Annotated in this window: 13 protein-coding genes; all 13 read right to left on the bottom strand. The window is 62.4% G+C overall.

Going from position 1 to position 14,672, the window contains the following annotated elements; all coding sequences use genetic code 11:
* Positions 1-39 precede the first annotated feature (39 nt).
* Positions 40-2,490: a TonB-dependent receptor gene (locus tag G570_RS06535; protein WP_037503938.1), complete on the bottom strand. Its 2,451-nt coding sequence runs from the start codon at positions 2,488-2,490 to the stop codon at positions 40-42.
* 72 nt (positions 2,491-2,562) lie between these two features.
* Positions 2,563-2,733 (bottom strand): DUF2292 domain-containing protein, encoded by a 171-nt coding sequence (locus tag G570_RS13370; RefSeq protein ID WP_084607566.1) that lies wholly within the window; start codon positions 2,731-2,733, stop codon positions 2,563-2,565.
* Entirely contained in the window at positions 2,730-3,710 is a 981-nt protein-coding gene (locus G570_RS06530; RefSeq protein ID WP_037500360.1) for a sulfate/molybdate ABC transporter ATP-binding protein, read from the bottom strand. Before G570_RS06530 ends, G570_RS13370 begins: the two co-directional genes overlap by 4 nt.
* A complete protein-coding gene (gene cysW / locus G570_RS06525) occupies positions 3,707-4,549 on the bottom strand; it encodes a sulfate ABC transporter permease subunit CysW (RefSeq protein WP_037500357.1) in 843 nt (280 codons plus the stop codon). Before cysW ends, G570_RS06530 begins: the two co-directional genes overlap by 4 nt.
* Positions 4,546-5,388 (bottom strand): sulfate ABC transporter permease subunit CysT, encoded by an 843-nt coding sequence (gene cysT, locus G570_RS06520; RefSeq protein WP_037500354.1) that lies wholly within the window; start codon positions 5,386-5,388, stop codon positions 4,546-4,548. Before cysT ends, cysW begins: the two co-directional genes overlap by 4 nt.
* A complete protein-coding gene (locus G570_RS06515) occupies positions 5,388-6,410 on the bottom strand; it encodes a sulfate ABC transporter substrate-binding protein (RefSeq protein ID WP_037500351.1) in 1,023 nt (340 codons plus the stop codon). The genes cysT and G570_RS06515 overlap by 1 nt, the downstream gene beginning before the upstream one ends.
* A 114-nt stretch (positions 6,411-6,524) precedes the next feature.
* Positions 6,525-6,944, bottom strand: coding sequence for an RrF2 family transcriptional regulator (locus tag G570_RS06510; protein WP_037500348.1), 420 nt, complete (start codon positions 6,942-6,944; stop codon positions 6,525-6,527).
* 883 nt (positions 6,945-7,827) lie between these two features.
* Positions 7,828-8,601: a hypothetical protein gene (locus G570_RS06505; protein ID WP_037500345.1), complete on the bottom strand. Its 774-nt coding sequence runs from the start codon at positions 8,599-8,601 to the stop codon at positions 7,828-7,830.
* Positions 8,598-10,100, bottom strand: a complete 1,503-nt coding sequence (locus G570_RS06500) for an MBL fold metallo-hydrolase (RefSeq protein ID WP_051504103.1) — start codon at positions 10,098-10,100, stop codon at positions 8,598-8,600. Before G570_RS06500 ends, G570_RS06505 begins: the two co-directional genes overlap by 4 nt.
* On the bottom strand, positions 10,097-12,196 hold the full coding sequence (locus G570_RS06495) for a gluzincin family metallopeptidase (RefSeq protein ID WP_037500342.1): 2,100 nt from the start codon (positions 12,194-12,196) through the stop codon (positions 10,097-10,099). The genes G570_RS06500 and G570_RS06495 overlap by 4 nt, the downstream gene beginning before the upstream one ends.
* The gene (locus G570_RS06490) at positions 12,193-13,329 is read right to left on the bottom strand and encodes a patatin-like phospholipase family protein (protein ID WP_037500339.1); all 1,137 of its coding nucleotides are present in this window, start codon (positions 13,327-13,329) and stop codon (positions 12,193-12,195) included. The genes G570_RS06495 and G570_RS06490 overlap by 4 nt, the downstream gene beginning before the upstream one ends.
* 159 nt (positions 13,330-13,488) lie before the next feature.
* Positions 13,489-13,887, bottom strand: a complete 399-nt coding sequence (locus G570_RS06485) for a DUF2141 domain-containing protein (RefSeq protein ID WP_051504102.1) — start codon at positions 13,885-13,887, stop codon at positions 13,489-13,491.
* On the bottom strand, positions 13,856-14,635 hold the full coding sequence (locus G570_RS06480) for a sterol desaturase family protein (protein WP_037500336.1): 780 nt from the start codon (positions 14,633-14,635) through the stop codon (positions 13,856-13,858). The genes G570_RS06485 and G570_RS06480 overlap by 32 nt, the downstream gene beginning before the upstream one ends.
* Positions 14,636-14,672 lie beyond the last annotated feature (37 nt).

Genomic DNA, 14,672 nt, shown 5'->3' with positions numbered 1-14,672 from the left:
TCAGCTCCTCTCCCCGACGAAGCCCGCGCCCGCCAATCATCAGAACTGAATTCGCACGGTGCCACCCCACGTCCGCGGATCGCCCGGCTGCCCCACGATCAACCCTGTGTTACCGCTCGCGACCGCCAATTGCTCATAATAGTCGGTATTGAAGGCGTTGCGTACCCATCCGTAGATGTCCAATCCGGAGTCGGTACGGAACCCCAAGCGGAAATTGCTGAGGGAGTATCCGTCGATCCACGTATAGGCCGACGGACTGGGATTGGACGAAAAGCGGGTGCGCGAGTTGCCGTCAAAGCCCAGATAGACCGAACCGTCCTTGCCGAAGAGGGTCACGGGCGCGTTGACCTCCGCCCCATAAGAGAAAGACCATTTGGAAACCCCGGGGAGGCGCTGTCCCGAAATGTCGCAATTGGCCGGGCTGTTGCCGGGTGTGCCCGGGGGAGCAACTGGCGTGCTGGTCCCGCCCCCCGACAGTTCGGGCGGGCATGGAGCATCCACGAATTTGCGATAGGTCGCATCAGTGCGACTGCCGTTGACATAGAGGTTGAAGCGCTTGCTCGGCCGGACGGAAAAATCCCATTCGAAGCCTTGCGTCCGCACCTTGTCGGCATTGGCGAGATAGCCGCGCAGCACGCCCAGCTGGCCATTGGTTACCAACGCCTGGTAATCGGATATGTCGGTGCGGAACGCCGCCACGTTGAGCGTCGCCTTTCGGTTCCAGAATTGCGCTTTCAAGCCGGCCTCGAAATGGCGGACCGATTCCGGGTCCACCGCACCGGCCTGTAACAGCGGGTTACCGGCGGCGTCATTGGGCACCCCATTGAGATTGATCCCCCCCGATTTGAACGTCCGTGCGTAGGTTGCGTAGGCTAGGACATCGCGAGCGAGCTTGGCGCTGACCGTGACATCATAGCTGAAATTCCAGTCGGAGAATTTCGGCTCGAACCGTTGCGGCGAGAGAACGGCGCGCTGTGCCACGATCCAGGGGTCGGTCGAATAGGGACCGCTGAACAGCACCAGCTGCCGGGTTCCATCGGACGCAGTACCGGTAACCACTGAATCATAGAGCCCGCTCTTCTTGTCATAATTGACGCGAACGCCCGGCTGGATGGTCAGCACCTCGTTGAACTTCCAGCTCAGCTGGCCGAATAAGGCAAAGCTGGTGTTGTCCAGTCGGATATCGTTTTCCGCGGTCAAGCCATCGAGGACGGCGGGGTTGGCCGACAGCGGGCTTGAGGGATTGATCAGCCAGCGGCTCGCGGCCGGTCCCTGGACTTGGGTACCCTGCGTCCGGACCTTTTGCTTGAACAAAAATGATCCGACCACGAAGTCGATGTTGCGACCCGATTGGGCGTAGCGGAATTCCTGGGTCCATTGATCCTGCTGGGACGGATTCTGCGACTGAGTGGTGATGGGCAGGCCCGTAAAATCCCGGTCGTTGGCCGGCTTCCAGTCCCAGAACCGCCAGGCGGTGATCGAGGTCAGGGTGCCGGGGCCGACATCCCATTTCACGCGAAGGTTGACTCCCCCGATCTTGTTGCCGGCGTTGAGATCGGCATCGACATCGGTGACGCGGTCAAATGCGTTGGTGCTGGGAACGACATAGCCCTGAGCCACGGCGAGCGCGGCATATTGCCGGTTCAACGCGCGTTGGGTCGCCCCCGTACCAACATAGATCTGCGTGCAGCATTCGGGATCCTGCGTGCTGAAATCGCCTTGGAGCGTCACGTTGACATCGCTGTTGGGGCGCCACAGCAATTGTCCCCGGATGCCCAGATTGTCCTGCTCATTGACCCAATTGCCGGTGGCGACGTTGTAAATCGTCCCGCGCCGACTGGTCGACGAGAGTGCCAATCGGGCTGCCAGGGTTGTCGACAACGGACCCGATACGGCGGCCTTGGCCTGCTTGAAACCCAAATTGCCGATCGAAACTTCTGCCCGCCCTTCGAAATCGAAGGTCGGCTGGCGGGTCGTGATGTTGATGGCGCCGGCGGTGGTATTCTTGCCGTACAGGGTGCCCTGCGGACCCCGCAGGACTTCGATCCGGTCGACGTCGAGGAAGTCGAACGTCGCGGACGCAACGCGCGCATAATAGACGTCATCGACGTAAATCCCGACGCCTTGCTCGATACCGTCGTTGGTCAGACCGAATGGCACGCCGATGCCACGAATGTTGACAGCCGTGTTGCGCGGGTTGGATGAGTAGAATTGCAGCGTCGGCGTTAATTGCTGGAGGCGGCCGACGTTGAAACTCCCGGTGTTGTCGATGTGCTCGCCGCCGACGACCGATATCGCCAGCGGGACGTCCTGAACAGTTTCGGTCCGGCGACGGGCTGTCACCACGATAGCCCCGTCATCGACCGCGCCGGTACCGGCCGAGCTTGGGCTTTCCGGCCGGGTCTCGGCAGCCGGGTCTTCGGCGAGTGGGACTGGTTCGCTCGAAAGCGCAGTGGACTGTAACAGCGCAAGGGCAATCATGGAGTACATCGTCATACCTTCCTGGATGGGTCGGGACTGCGATGCCTCCGGCGGTCCGGTCGGCGTTGGTCCGGTTGGGGATTAGCGTTTGGGCTTGAGAGCCAACCTCTTCTTTTCGGTCACGTCGATTTGGACGACCTGTCCGTCATGGACTGTCAAGGACACGGTACCGAAGCGAAGGCCAGCCATCGCCTCCTTCAGGCTGTCAAACACTTCCTGGAAAAGGGGCTCGCGATTATCGACATTCATCATGCCGGTTCTCCAAGGGGGAAGGTGCGAAAATCAATCGGATCGACCTTTACGATGCTGCCTGCATCAGGGCGCGCCCGGGTAAGCGGCAGGTCGATTTCCATGAGTGTCTGTCCATCACCGTCGGCGAGCAGACCTTCGACCCGCCAGACGCCTCCGCGCTGAAACGCTTCCGTGACACGAACTGCCCAACGGCCGTTGGCGGCCTCGACGAGTTCGTGAGGCCGCATGTGCAAGGCCGTCGTGCCGTCCCGAACGATGTTGGTCTCGCCAACGAATTTGGACACGAAGGCTGACGCGGGCTGGGCGTAAATGGTTTCGGGGGTGGCGAACTGCTCCAGCCGCCCATGGCTCAACACCGCGACCCGGTCCGCCATTTCCATTGCCTCTTCCTGGTCGTGCGTGACGAAGACGGTCGTGATGCCGGTGTCGTCATGGACCTTGCGCAGCCAGCGCCGGAGGTCCTTGCGGACCTGGGCATCAAGGGCACCGAACGGCTCGTCGAGAAGCAGAAGCTGCGGATTGATCGCCAGCGCGCGTGCCAGGGCGACCCGCTGTCGCTGACCGCCGGAAAGCTGTGCCGGGTAGCGTCCGCCCAGTCCGTCGAGCTGCACGAATTTCAGCAGATCGGCCACGCGCTTGGCAATTTCCGGACGCTTGGGCCGCTTCGAACGAGGCAGCACATTCAGCCCGAACGCGATGTTGTCGGCCACTTTCATATGCTGGAACAAGGCGTAATTCTGGAACACCAGGCCGATCCGTCGATTGGCAATGGACAGATCGCTGACGTCATTCCCATCGAAATAGACCGCACCGCTGTCCTGCCGGTCCAGACCGGCGATGATGCGCAGAAGGGTGGTCTTGCCTGATCCCGAGGGGCCCAGCAGGGCGACGAATTCACCCGGCTCGATGTCGAGACTGACGTCGTGAAGGGCCGGTTGGCGGTCGAAACTCTTGGAGATATTGGCAAGGCGGATCATGCGGCAGACAACCGTTTGAGTGCCACCCCGCTGCGCCATTCCAGCACGGATTTAGCGGCAAGGGTGAGCAGGGCCAGAAGAGCGAGCAGCGAGGCGACAGCGAAAGCTCCGACGAAATTATATTCGTTGTAGAGAATCTCCACCTGTAGCGGCATGGTGTTGGTCAATCCCCGGATGTGCCCGGAAACGACCGATACCGCGCCGAATTCGCCCATCGCCCGGGCGTTGCACAGCAGGACCCCATAAAGCAGCGCCCATCGCACGTTAGGCAGCGTGACCTTCCAGAAGGTCTGCCATCCGCTGGCCCCCAGCGACAATGCCGCCTCCTCATCGTGCTGGCCCTGTTCCTGCATCAGCGGGATGAGTTCGCGCGCCACGAACGGGAAGGTGATGAAGATGGTCGCAAGGACGATTCCCGGAACGGCGAAGATCAGTTTGATGTCATGTTGCTGTAGCCACGGTCCCAACAGTCCCTGGGCACCGAACAGCAAGACGAACACCAGCCCGGACACGACCGGGGAAATCGCGAACGGCAGGTCTATCAGCGTCAGGAGCAGGCCGCGCCCGCGGAACCGATATTTGGCGATGGCCCATGATGCGGCGAGCCCGAAGACCGTGTTGGCCGGCACGCTGATCGCGGCCACCAGCAAAGTCAGCTTGATCGCCGAAATGGCGTCGGGGTCCTGAATGGCGGAGATGAAGGGCCCGGCCCCCTTGCGCAAGGCTTCGGCAAACACCACGACGAGCGGAAGCACCAGGAATAGGAAGACGAGTGCTAGTGCCAGCGTGAGCAGCAGAATCTGGGCTGGGCTGCGCCTTATGTTCGGCTGGTGCATCATGACCGCTTTCCGCGTCGGGCGAGCATCAGCTGCAATGAGTTGATGGTCAGCAGAACGCCGAACGCTATGACCATCATGATGACCGCGTTGGCCGTCGCCGCCGAATATTCATATTGTTCGAGCTGGGTGACGATCAGCAGGGGGGCGATTTCGGTCTTCCCGGGCATGTTGCCCGAAATGAAAATCACCGACCCATATTCACCGACTGCCCGTGCGAAGGCCAGCGCAAAGCCGGATAGCAATGCCGGCGCCAGAGTGGGCAAAAGGACCAGCCAGAAGGTTTGAAATCGTGTCGCGCCAAGGGTCAGGGCGGCTTCTTCCTGGTCGGCAGCAACATCGCGCAGGACCGGCTCCACGGAACGCACGACGAACGGGATGCCGACGAAAATCAACGCCAGGGTGATGCCTAGCGGGGTGAACGCCACTTGGACGCCCGCCTGCTCGGCAAAGCGGCCCACCCAGCCGCTGGGCACGTAAAGAGTGGTCAATGCGATACCAGCAACCGCTGTGGGCAGGGCAAACGGAAGGTCGACGAGAGCTTCAACCAGCCGGCGTCCGGGGAATTGGTAGCGGACAAGCACCCATGCCAGGAGCAAGCCGAACAGCATGTTGAATGCCCCGGCGGCCGCGGCGGTGCCGAAGCTGAGCTGGTAGGCGTCGATCGCCCGCGACGAGAAGCCTACCCGCACGAATTCATTCCAGCCCATCCCGAGCGTCTTCAGGATGGCGGCAGCAAGGGGGATCAGCACGATCAGCGTCAGCCAGCTGATCGTGATGGCCATACTGAGCCCGAATCCGGGCAGGATGGACCCGTGTCGGATCCGCTTAGGCAAGGCCATTATTTTTCCGCCATGATCCGGTCGAAGATGGCACCATCGGCGAAGAATCGGGCCTGCGCCGCTTTCCACCCGCCAAAATCGCGATCGATCGTGACCATGTCGATGTCAGGGAACCGCTTGCCGAACTGCGACATGACTTGGGTATCGCGAGGCCGATAGAAATTCTGGGCGATAATGCTTTGCCCGGCCGGGGTATAAAGGAAACGCAGATAGGCATCGGCGACTTTCGTCGTTCCGTGCTTTTCGGCGTTCTTGCTGATCACCGCGACCGACGGCTCGGCCAGAATGGAGATGCTCGGCGCGACAATCTCGAACTTGCCCTTGCCCAGTTCCTGCTCCGCCAGAAATGCCTCATTCTCCCATGCCAGCAAGACATCGCCAATACCGCGTTCGACAAAAGTCGTGGTCGAACCACGCGCACCGCTGTCGAGGACAGGCACGTTGCGAAAGAGCTTGGTCACGAACGCTTCGGCTGCGGCGTCGCTGCCACCCGTTTTCTTGCCGTAAGCCCAGGCCGCCAGGAAATTCCAGCGCGCGCCGCCACTTGTCTTGGGATTGGGGGTAATGACACCAATACCCGGCCTTGCTAGATCTCCCCAGTCGCGAATCCCCTTGGGATTGCCCTTGCGGACCAGGAATACGATCGTGGAGGTGTAGGGTGCGCTGTTGTTCGGCAGCGCTTTCTGCCAGTCTGCAGGCAACAGCTTCGCCTTGTCGGCGATCGCGTCGATATCATAGGCCAGCGCCAGAGTCGCAACATCCGCTTCCAGCCCGTCGATGATCGCGCGGGACTGTTTGCCGGAACCCCCGTGACTCATCTGGAACGTCACCGTCTGACCGGTCTTGAGTTTCCAGTCTTCGGCGAAGGCCGCATTGACCGCCTGATAGAGTTCGCGGGTCGGATCGTAGGATACGTTCGTAATTTCGACCGAAGTCGGAGAGCTCTTACTACGGTCGCCATCGCTGCATGACGCCAAGGTCATCGCGGAGAGGAATGCCGGCACTGCCACGAGGAATCGCATTGGTGTCGCCCTTTTCAGGGCCCGCGAATCGGGCCCGGGAGCGCTTTTGATATGTCAACTAATTCAATAGACAATAGGATTTCGTTCACCCGATCGACAAAAGCGCCAGTCTGATCATTCGATGGGTGCGATCGGGTCTGCCAGGGTTATGCGGTCGAGGATGGCTGCTGTATCGTCACGCACCTTCAGCATCAGGTGCCGCAGGGTGCACCGTTTCTCTTCAACGCAGTTCTTGCATTTCTCATGGGCAAATCGACTTGCACAAGGGACGAGCGCCAATGAGCCGCGCGTCAGGCGCACGATATCGCCATAGCGAATATCGACTGGAGCGATCGCCAGGCGATAGCCTCCCTCGCGGCCCCGCTGGGTGGCCACAATCCCGGTTCGGGAAAATTCGGACAGGATGACGGTCAGGAACTTGGCAGGGATGTTCTGATCGTCGACAATGTCCTTCAGGGGAACATACCCTTCACCATAGCGCTTCGCGAGATATTGCAGGGCCCTAATGCTGTAACGCGCCTTCTGCGATAACATCTCGATTGCTTCTCCTTCGTCCGCGCAAACTCGGCTCGCTCGTTCGGAATTGCAACCGCCATGACGCTCAGTCTTTGCCGCCAGGTTGGTGCGATAACTGAAAAGGGTCGATCGAGCGGAACAGCCGGCGGTCCGCTAACGGCCCAAATACGGCTTAGCGCAGGCAGGGAACTAGAGCTCGGTTGATCCATTTCGCAGCTATGGCGAGTAACAACAGTGAGCGAAATTTAAATCCAGATCCCGCCGGCCGCTTGTGGATAGCGAACGCAGCGATGGCTTGCCGCTACAGCGCAAACGTTGCAGCAGGGCGCTATCGCGTCGAAGCAATAGTAGGCAATAGCGGTGGCAAGATAGCGAGCGGGTAAGAAATCAGGTCGCCACGATCACTGGGTGCCGCCAGATTCTTGCCATTCACTGGCGCTAGGCTTTCCGATTTCGTACTACTGCTCCCAAAAGCTGACTGTCCGCTTTCGGCCAGATAAAGCCGTAGGGTCCTTTTTGGGCCAAAAACGGTCAGACCCACTTTCCGACACGCTTCCCTTTGAAGTAGCCAAAATGGCATCCTTCACTGATGAGACGCCAGTATGGCTCGCTTCGGACGGCCAGCTTTAGACGCGAAGAGCGGCACTCCAATCTATAGTCCCGAACCGCCCGTCCCAAAGCCCCAACCCCAAATCTCGGTAAAACTTCGGTAATAAGTGTCGCGAAAAAATGGTCCGAGCGCAATAGCGGACTTCGTCATTTTTACCGGAAATCTGGGAATCCGTACAAATTCGTCAACGTCCGTGGACCTCCAGGTTGTCGCCCTCTCACGGCGAAAACACGGGTTCGATTCCCGTAGGGGTCACCAGCGTCGGCGAGCGCGCCTGCCTATCGGCACCATTCAATCGACGTCGATCGCCGCCACGTTGGCCGCGATGTGGGCGCTCACCTTGTTGCGGATTGCCGGCAGGACCGCGCCCAGCTGCGTGCGATTGAGCGACATGGTGCCCTGCTTGCGGCGCAGCTTCGACTTGGCCTTGGTAAGATCGAAGAACAGGATCTTGGTGATCTTTTCCTCGGCGTTGAGCGCGAAGGCCATGACTTCGGCTAACAGGCCGCCAGTGTCGTCCTGGTGGACCATGGTGAACTGGAAGCGGCCGATCTCGGCATTTTGCGAATTGCGCTGGAAAAGCCGGATCTGCTTCGAATCCTCGTCCATCGAGGCGAGGCTTTCCAGCGTCAGTTTCACCAGCGCCGCCGCACCGTGGATATCGCCGAGGAAGGCTTCGACCACCTTGATGATCGCTTCGTGCACCGTCGCGCCCTTCGTGGTGAGCTCATATTCGGCCTGGTCCCAGATTTGCGTGACCCAACCGAGCTGCGCGAGGATGGCGAAATAATCGTCGAAATATTTGATCGGATCGCCGCCCCGGCCGAGCTTCTTTTCGACCGCCAGCTGGGCGAGCAGCGCGCTGTCCGACACTGCCTCGCGAAATTCGGCCGGCACGCCCTCGTCGAAGGAGATGACGTCGGACCCGACGGTCAGCGCCTGTTTCTTGGCCGCGTCGAAGCCGAGGTCGGGCGGATCGGCGGCACCCATCAAGCCGCGTTCCGGAATGTCGAGTCCGGCGATGAATTGCAGGGTCGCCTGTTTGTCGAAGGTGTTGGTCGTCATTTGCCCTTTCCTTTCTTGGCCTTGCGGGTTTTTTCGCGGGGATAGACTTGCAGTTCGACATAGAGGTCGTGCGCCTCGTCGAGCCTGCCCTGGAAGCTGGCATCGGGGCGGTATGGCTTGGTGTCGTCGTCGCTCGCCCACATCCGGTCGCCGCGCAGCACGCGGCCCTTGCAGCGTCGCAGCAATTCGTTGCGCACCCCGTCGTATGGCATCTGCCAGCCGGGCGGTGTCCCCTGCTCCTCGGCGATGGTCTCGACGGTAGAGATCATGGCCGACAGGTCGGGATCGACCATCAGCTCCAGTCCCTTGGCCTTCAGCGTGGCATTGTGGCTGCCGTGATGCCCGACCTTGTAGAGGATGGTGCGGCTTAGGATGTCCGACGCGCTCAGCGTCTCGCCGTCCAGTGCATAGCTCTGGTCGTGCCACGACAGCCAGTTGCCGACCTGCGCATCGGCCGCGAACAGCAGGAACTTCCCGTCGGGCAAACGGAAGGCGACGACGAGGCTGGTGTTGTTGGTGTCGCTGTCGAGCTTCAGCGCCAGCGACGAGGCCGATCCCGCCCAGACGTCGTCGATCATGCGGTAATGCTGGTCGCGATGTTCGGCGTCGTGCTGCGCGAAATAATGGGCATGGACCCAGGCCCGCGCATTGCCTTTCTCCTTGCCCCATTTGGTCGCGCTGTCGGCGTTCGGTTCGAGGTTTTTGGAAAAGCGCGGCGCGAACGGCGTTGCCCGATCGAGCGCAGTGCCGTCGCCGTCCGGATCAAGGCCGAGCAGCGAGAATTGGAGGTGCTGTTCGGCCAGGTAGGTTTCGCGCGCATCGCCCTTGCTGGGCAAATCCTTGAACAGGCGGCTGTCGATTTTGGGCGGTGCCAGGATCGCGGCAGGCAGCGAGGCCTTGCCGGGGATGGCGGTCACCGCGCCGGGCAGCTGGTAGGCGACCTTGGCGGCGGCCTTCTTCACCTCGTCCATCACCCGCGCGACCGTCAACCGGCCCTGCGGCGCGACCGACAATCCCGTGGGCGCGGGCTCCAGCGGGCCGATGAATTTCTGCAAGTCCTGCAGCATCGGATTGACGAGGTCGCCGTGCCCGCTTTCCCCCAGCGCCAGCGCGACATTGGTCATCGCCAGCTTGCGGTCGTTGAAACTCTGCCGAAGTTCCCGCGCCCGATCGTCGTCGGGGTTTTCGGTCCAGGCCATCCAGACCTCGCCATATTTGACGATGTCGGGATCGAGCAGGATGTCCTTGGCATGGACGAAGCCGCTGACATGGTCGAAATGTTCGTGGGTGACGATCAGCAGGTCGACGAAGCCGCCGGTCGTGTCGCGGATGTCGTTCGCGATCGCAATCATCCGCTCCTTCGCGCCGTCGACATTCTGCAGGATGCCGCAGTCGATGAGGACATAGGTCGGTTTGCCCTCCTCGCCTTCGACGGTCAGCAGGAAGCAGTCGCCCAGCAGCTGCTTGTACATCCGGACCTTGACCGATTTGATGCTCATCGATCGTCTCCCCGATGCAGCATGGCGAAGGGTTCGGCGACGGCGCTGCGCGGCGTGTCGTCAAAGCGCAGCGCATTGGGATCGCCCAGCTTGAAGGCGCGCACCTGCTTCAGCCGCCGTTCGTCGTCGATCCGCTTGCGGATGACGCGCGTCACCCGCCCGTCGCGCAGGTCGACGATCAGCGTCGCCCCGCCGCGGAAGGTGAAATCGCCGCGGCGGTTATGCTCGTCGTTGAGGTCGAGCTCGCCGCGGTCGGCCTTGGCCTGGACGGCGGGATCGAGATAGCCGCGGCGCGACTGCACGACCTGCACGATCAGCTGGTAAAGCGTCTCGCCGTCGGGGGAATCGCGGCGCGAAACCCGCACGCTCTGCACCTCGAACCGCAGGCTGTCGCTGCGCGGATCCTTGCGGATGGTCTGCATCTTGGGATCGAATTTGAACTTGATGCCCAGCAGCCGTTCCCAATCGGGGTCGAGCGGGCTGTCAGCGTTGAGCCAGCTGTGCATCTTCGCCTGGTTGGCGCGCACCACCATCATGGCGAGGTCGCGAAGATTGCGCTTGGCGCCGGCGCGCTGATAGGCCTCGCCGCCGAAGAAATGCTGGCCGCTGAGGTCGTCGGGCCCGCTTTCCATGTCGCCGCCGATCCAGTGCGCTGCCGCGTCGCTGGCTTGCGGCCCGTAGCTGACAGACAATTGCAGATGGCTGAGGATTTCAAAAAGGGAGGCTTCGGCGGTCTTGGTCGCATCCTTGCGGCCGCCCGAAAAAGGCTCCGGCGGTTCCCAGCAAAGCGTTTCGGTCGAGGAGAAGCTCTGCCCTTCGACACGGATGCCGCGCTTGGAAAAGGCTTCGGCGAAGGCGGTCCGGTAATGCAGTCGGTCGTTGGCCACCAGGTCGGTGTCGGCGGTGATGATGGCGCGCAGATATTCGCCGAAATTGGCGTCGACCGGCGGCAGGTAATCGAGCGCCCGGATGCACATCCGCAGCACCTGGTCCGCCGCCTTTTCGGCCTCTTCGGCCAGCCGCGTCACCAGTTCGGCCGACAGCACCACGCCGTCGCCGCGGACGCGTCCGGCGATCCGGAACAGGTCGTCGGTCCGCTTTTCGAAGATGGTGACGAAGGCATCGAACACCGCCGCGACCAGGATCTGCCCGCGCTGGTGCGGCCGTGTGACGTCGCGATGCCGGTCGGGGTCGAGCGGCTTGTTTTCGGCCAGCGCCTTTTCCTCGTCAATCAGCAGTTTTAAGGCGAAGCGGAGCGGTCCTTCGCGGCCGGTCGCGCGGCCGAATTGCTGGGCAAGGCCGGTCAATAGTCCGACCGACCGCAGCGTCCCGCCCGACTTGGCCAGCTCATGCTCGACCACCTGCCGCGACGAGAAATGCTGCAGTAGCGCGACGATGTCGGCGAAGCCTTCGTGGAAAGCCAAGGAGTCGACGTTGGTCGATTCCACCGACCGCCGCCAGAAACCGTGCAGGATGGCGTGGGTCGTTTCGTGCGCGATGATATCCTGGCTGAGGCAGGTGAACACCCAGCCCCCGCCCCGCCCGTCGCGCGCCGGTGCGCCGCGGAAATAGCCGAACAGCAGCGCGCATTTTTGCGGGCTGTAAAAGGCATTCTCCTCGCGCATCGCGTGCGGATAGATGCGCAGGCGGCGCACGAAATCGGGATAGTCGCCTTCGCGGCGGGTGCCTGACGTCACCTTGGCCTGCGCCCCTTCGCGCATCCAGAAGATCTGCCGGCCGAGCGCCCGTTCGAACGCCCGCACTGTCTTCATCACCACCGCGAACACCATCTGCTGGTGGAATTGCGGATTGCCGTCCGACGGCGGCAGCCCGTTCTGCGCCAGCAGGTTGGGGTCGTTGAGATCGAGCGGGCAGTAGAAGCAGCGGCTGGTGGGATCGTAGTCGACGACTTCGACATATTCGTTGACCGGGCCGGGGGTGACCGGGTCTTCCCAGTCGCCTTCCCACGGCAGTTCGACCATTGCATCGTTGATGACCGCCGTATCGAGCTCGGTCGACGCCTGCGGATCGAAGGCAAACACGCGAAGGCGACGGATCGATGGGCGCGGGATGAGGCAGCTGCTGCCGTTGGTCATGGCGTTGCTCCGTTGGCGGCATGGAAAAGCCGGTAAGCCGGACGCGGCCAGGCCGGCGGCGCGGTATGCGCGATGAGGCCCGGCGCATATTTACGGATCGCCGCGTCGGCCAGCGCATAGCCCCAGTTGGTCAGCCGCCCGCGATCCGCGTCGCCGAAGGGGTCGAGCCGCGTGCGGATGCGCGCCAGCGGGTCGACGACATTGGGGTCGGCGGGCATCGTATCGCTGAGCTGATAGTCGGCGATGTCGGTGTCGATGCCCCAATAGGCGCCCTTGAACCGGCCCGCGTTGGCCATGTCGATCAACCAGCGCTTGCGCAGGCCCCGGCTCTGGTCGGTGGCGATATCGAGCGCGCGCATCGGCTGGCGAACCCAGTCATTGCCCGGGTTGGGTCCGACCGCGAACGGCGCGCCGGCATCGCTGACCAGGCAAAAGTCGGTCCTGCCCCAAACCTGCTCGAGACCGAGATTGTCGTAGACGCCGCCGTCGGCGAGGACGATCTTGCGGGTGTAGTGCGGATCGCCGTTGAGGTCGGCCCCGTCCCACGGCTGGAAATCGCCAAGGTCCTTGAGGATGACCGGCGATAGCATCGGCGGAAAGGCCGACGATGCGGCGACCGCCCGCGCGAGCGGCAGCGCCGGGGAACGGATTTCACCGAGGCGGTAATCGGCAAGTCGCTTCTTCGAAAAGCGGAACAGGCGGCCGGTCTGCATATTGGTCGCGCAAAAGATGAAGGCGGGATGGTCGGGCAGCCGGTCGAGCGTCGTGTCGAACAGGTCGTGCGCGTAAATTTCCTCGAGCACGTCGGCGGCGGTGCGGAAGGGCGATAGCGCCCCGCGGCTGATCGCCACCGCATCGACATGCTGGGTGCAAAAATGGTCGAGCGGATCGGCGATCAGCGCGCGATAGCGCTCGACGGTCGGGTCGGCGGCCCATTGCGCCCAGCAGGATGCCAGTCGTCCCGCGGCGATCGATCCGCCCGACACGCTCGACACCCGGTCGAGCTGCGCCAGGATGCCCAGTTCAGCGAGGCGCCAGAGCGCGCCGACATGGAACAGCACGGCGCGAAACCCGCCGCCCGACAGGGCGAGCCCCACCTTGCGGCGATGCGCCTCCCGCGCCGCGCTAGCCACGCCGCGCGGGTCGGCAATCGATCGAATGTATCGCCAGTCTCATGCGCAAACGCCCCCAAGCATTCGCGGGCGATTCGGCGCGGCGACCATAGTATTTTATTGATTCAAGTTCAATTTAAGCGGCACAGAAGTTGCCGCAACTTGGCGTGCGCTGGCCGATTACAGCAGATATTTGACGTGTAGCACCTGGCGGTGGGCGCCGGGGGTCAGCATGAAATGGACGTCGGCATAGTGCGGCGGGCCCATGCGGATCGCGGGGTTGCGCGAAAAGGCGAAGCCTTCCTTGGGGATGCCCATCATCTTGTCGAGCTTGCCGTTGCGATTTTCGTCATGGACCATCATCACGCTGTAGTCGCCGGGCTCCAGCCCTTCGAACAGGATCGCCTTCGACTGGCCGGCGGGGACGACGCGCGACACCTTCGCCGGATCCTGGTTGCATTGCAGGAACTGCGCCTCGCCGCGACGGGTGAGGCACAGCATCACCGCGCCATGATCGTTGCGCAGCCCTTCCACGCTGACGGTAAGGTCAGCCTTCGGCCCGGCCGGGCTCGCCGCCACCAGCGGCAGGGCGAGCAGCGCGAGGCTTAGCCGGCGCGAATTGGCCCAGGCCTTCGTCGGTGCCGCAGAGGCGGTCCCAGAGGCGGAAGTAGAGGCCGTAGTTGCAGCGGTATTTTTGGTGATGAAGTTCATGATGGCTCGCCGTTATCAGCCAATTTCCTAACGGCCCATGTACGAGCCCCCGCGGAAACATCTCCCATCCCATGTGATTTGTCACGCCCATCACCGTCATGATGGTGAGGACGAGGCCGAGCATCGCGACGTGGATGGGGATGAGGAACACCAGCAGCGGGATGACGATCGCGCCGCTGATCGCTTCCCACGGATGGAAGCTCATCGCCGCCCATGCGGTGGGCGGGCGGCTGGCGTGATGCACCGCGTGCATCGCCCTGAACCAGGCCGGGCGGTGCATCAGGCGGTGGGTCCAGTAGAACCAGGTGTCGTGCGCAAGGAGGTACGCGAGCACCGACAGAGGCATCCACCACCACGGATAGGCCGAGGCGTCGGTGTAGATTTTCGTCCAGCCCCGGTCCTGCCAACCCCAGGCGACGACCCCGGCGGGAATGCCGTAAATGGCCGCGGACGCGAGGCTCCAGCCGATTTCCATCCGCACTTGCTTTGCCTGTCCCGCCAGCCGACCGGGAAAGCGGCGATGGGTCAGCGCGGCGAAGATGCCGCTGCTGATGAGATATCGCACCGCGACGATCAGGGTCATCGCCAGCGCCGACAGGATGATCGCGCTTGTCACGCCTTACCCCTAGGCGGAAGGGCTGTGTCCCGCTAGA

Origin of the sequence: Sphingomonas jaspsi DSM 18422 (assembly GCF_000585415.1) — a bacterium.
GTDB lineage: Bacteria > Pseudomonadota > Alphaproteobacteria > Sphingomonadales > Sphingomonadaceae > Sphingomicrobium > Sphingomicrobium jaspsi.
Note: the sequence above shows the minus strand (reverse complement) of the source record. Positions and strands in the feature narration are given on the sequence as shown.

What these genes read in the sequence shown, in the direction of transcription:
- G570_RS06505 (WP_037500345.1), bottom strand. Translation starts at nt 8,601, where the DNA reads ATGACGACCAACACCTTCGACAAACAGGCGACCCTGCAATTCATCGCC.
- G570_RS06515 (WP_037500351.1), bottom strand. Translation starts at nt 6,410, where the DNA reads ATGCGATTCCTCGTGGCAGTGCCGGCATTCCTCTCCGCGATGACCTTG.
- G570_RS06530 (WP_037500360.1), bottom strand. Translation starts at nt 3,710, where the DNA reads ATGATCCGCCTTGCCAATATCTCCAAGAGTTTCGACCGCCAACCGGCC.
- G570_RS06510 (WP_037500348.1), bottom strand. Translation starts at nt 6,944, where the DNA reads ATGTTATCGCAGAAGGCGCGTTACAGCATTAGGGCCCTGCAATATCTC.
- G570_RS06535 (WP_037503938.1), bottom strand. Translation starts at nt 2,490, where the DNA reads ATGTACTCCATGATTGCCCTTGCGCTGTTACAGTCCACTGCGCTTTCG.
- cysT (WP_037500354.1), bottom strand. Translation starts at nt 5,388, where the DNA reads ATGGCCTTGCCTAAGCGGATCCGACACGGGTCCATCCTGCCCGGATTC.
- G570_RS13370 (WP_084607566.1), bottom strand. Translation starts at nt 2,733, where the DNA reads ATGATGAATGTCGATAATCGCGAGCCCCTTTTCCAGGAAGTGTTTGAC.
- cysW (WP_037500357.1), bottom strand. Translation starts at nt 4,549, where the DNA reads ATGATGCACCAGCCGAACATAAGGCGCAGCCCAGCCCAGATTCTGCTG.
- G570_RS06495 (WP_037500342.1), bottom strand. Translation starts at nt 12,196, where the DNA reads ATGACCAACGGCAGCAGCTGCCTCATCCCGCGCCCATCGATCCGTCGC.
- G570_RS06500 (WP_051504103.1), bottom strand. Translation starts at nt 10,100, where the DNA reads ATGAGCATCAAATCGGTCAAGGTCCGGATGTACAAGCAGCTGCTGGGC.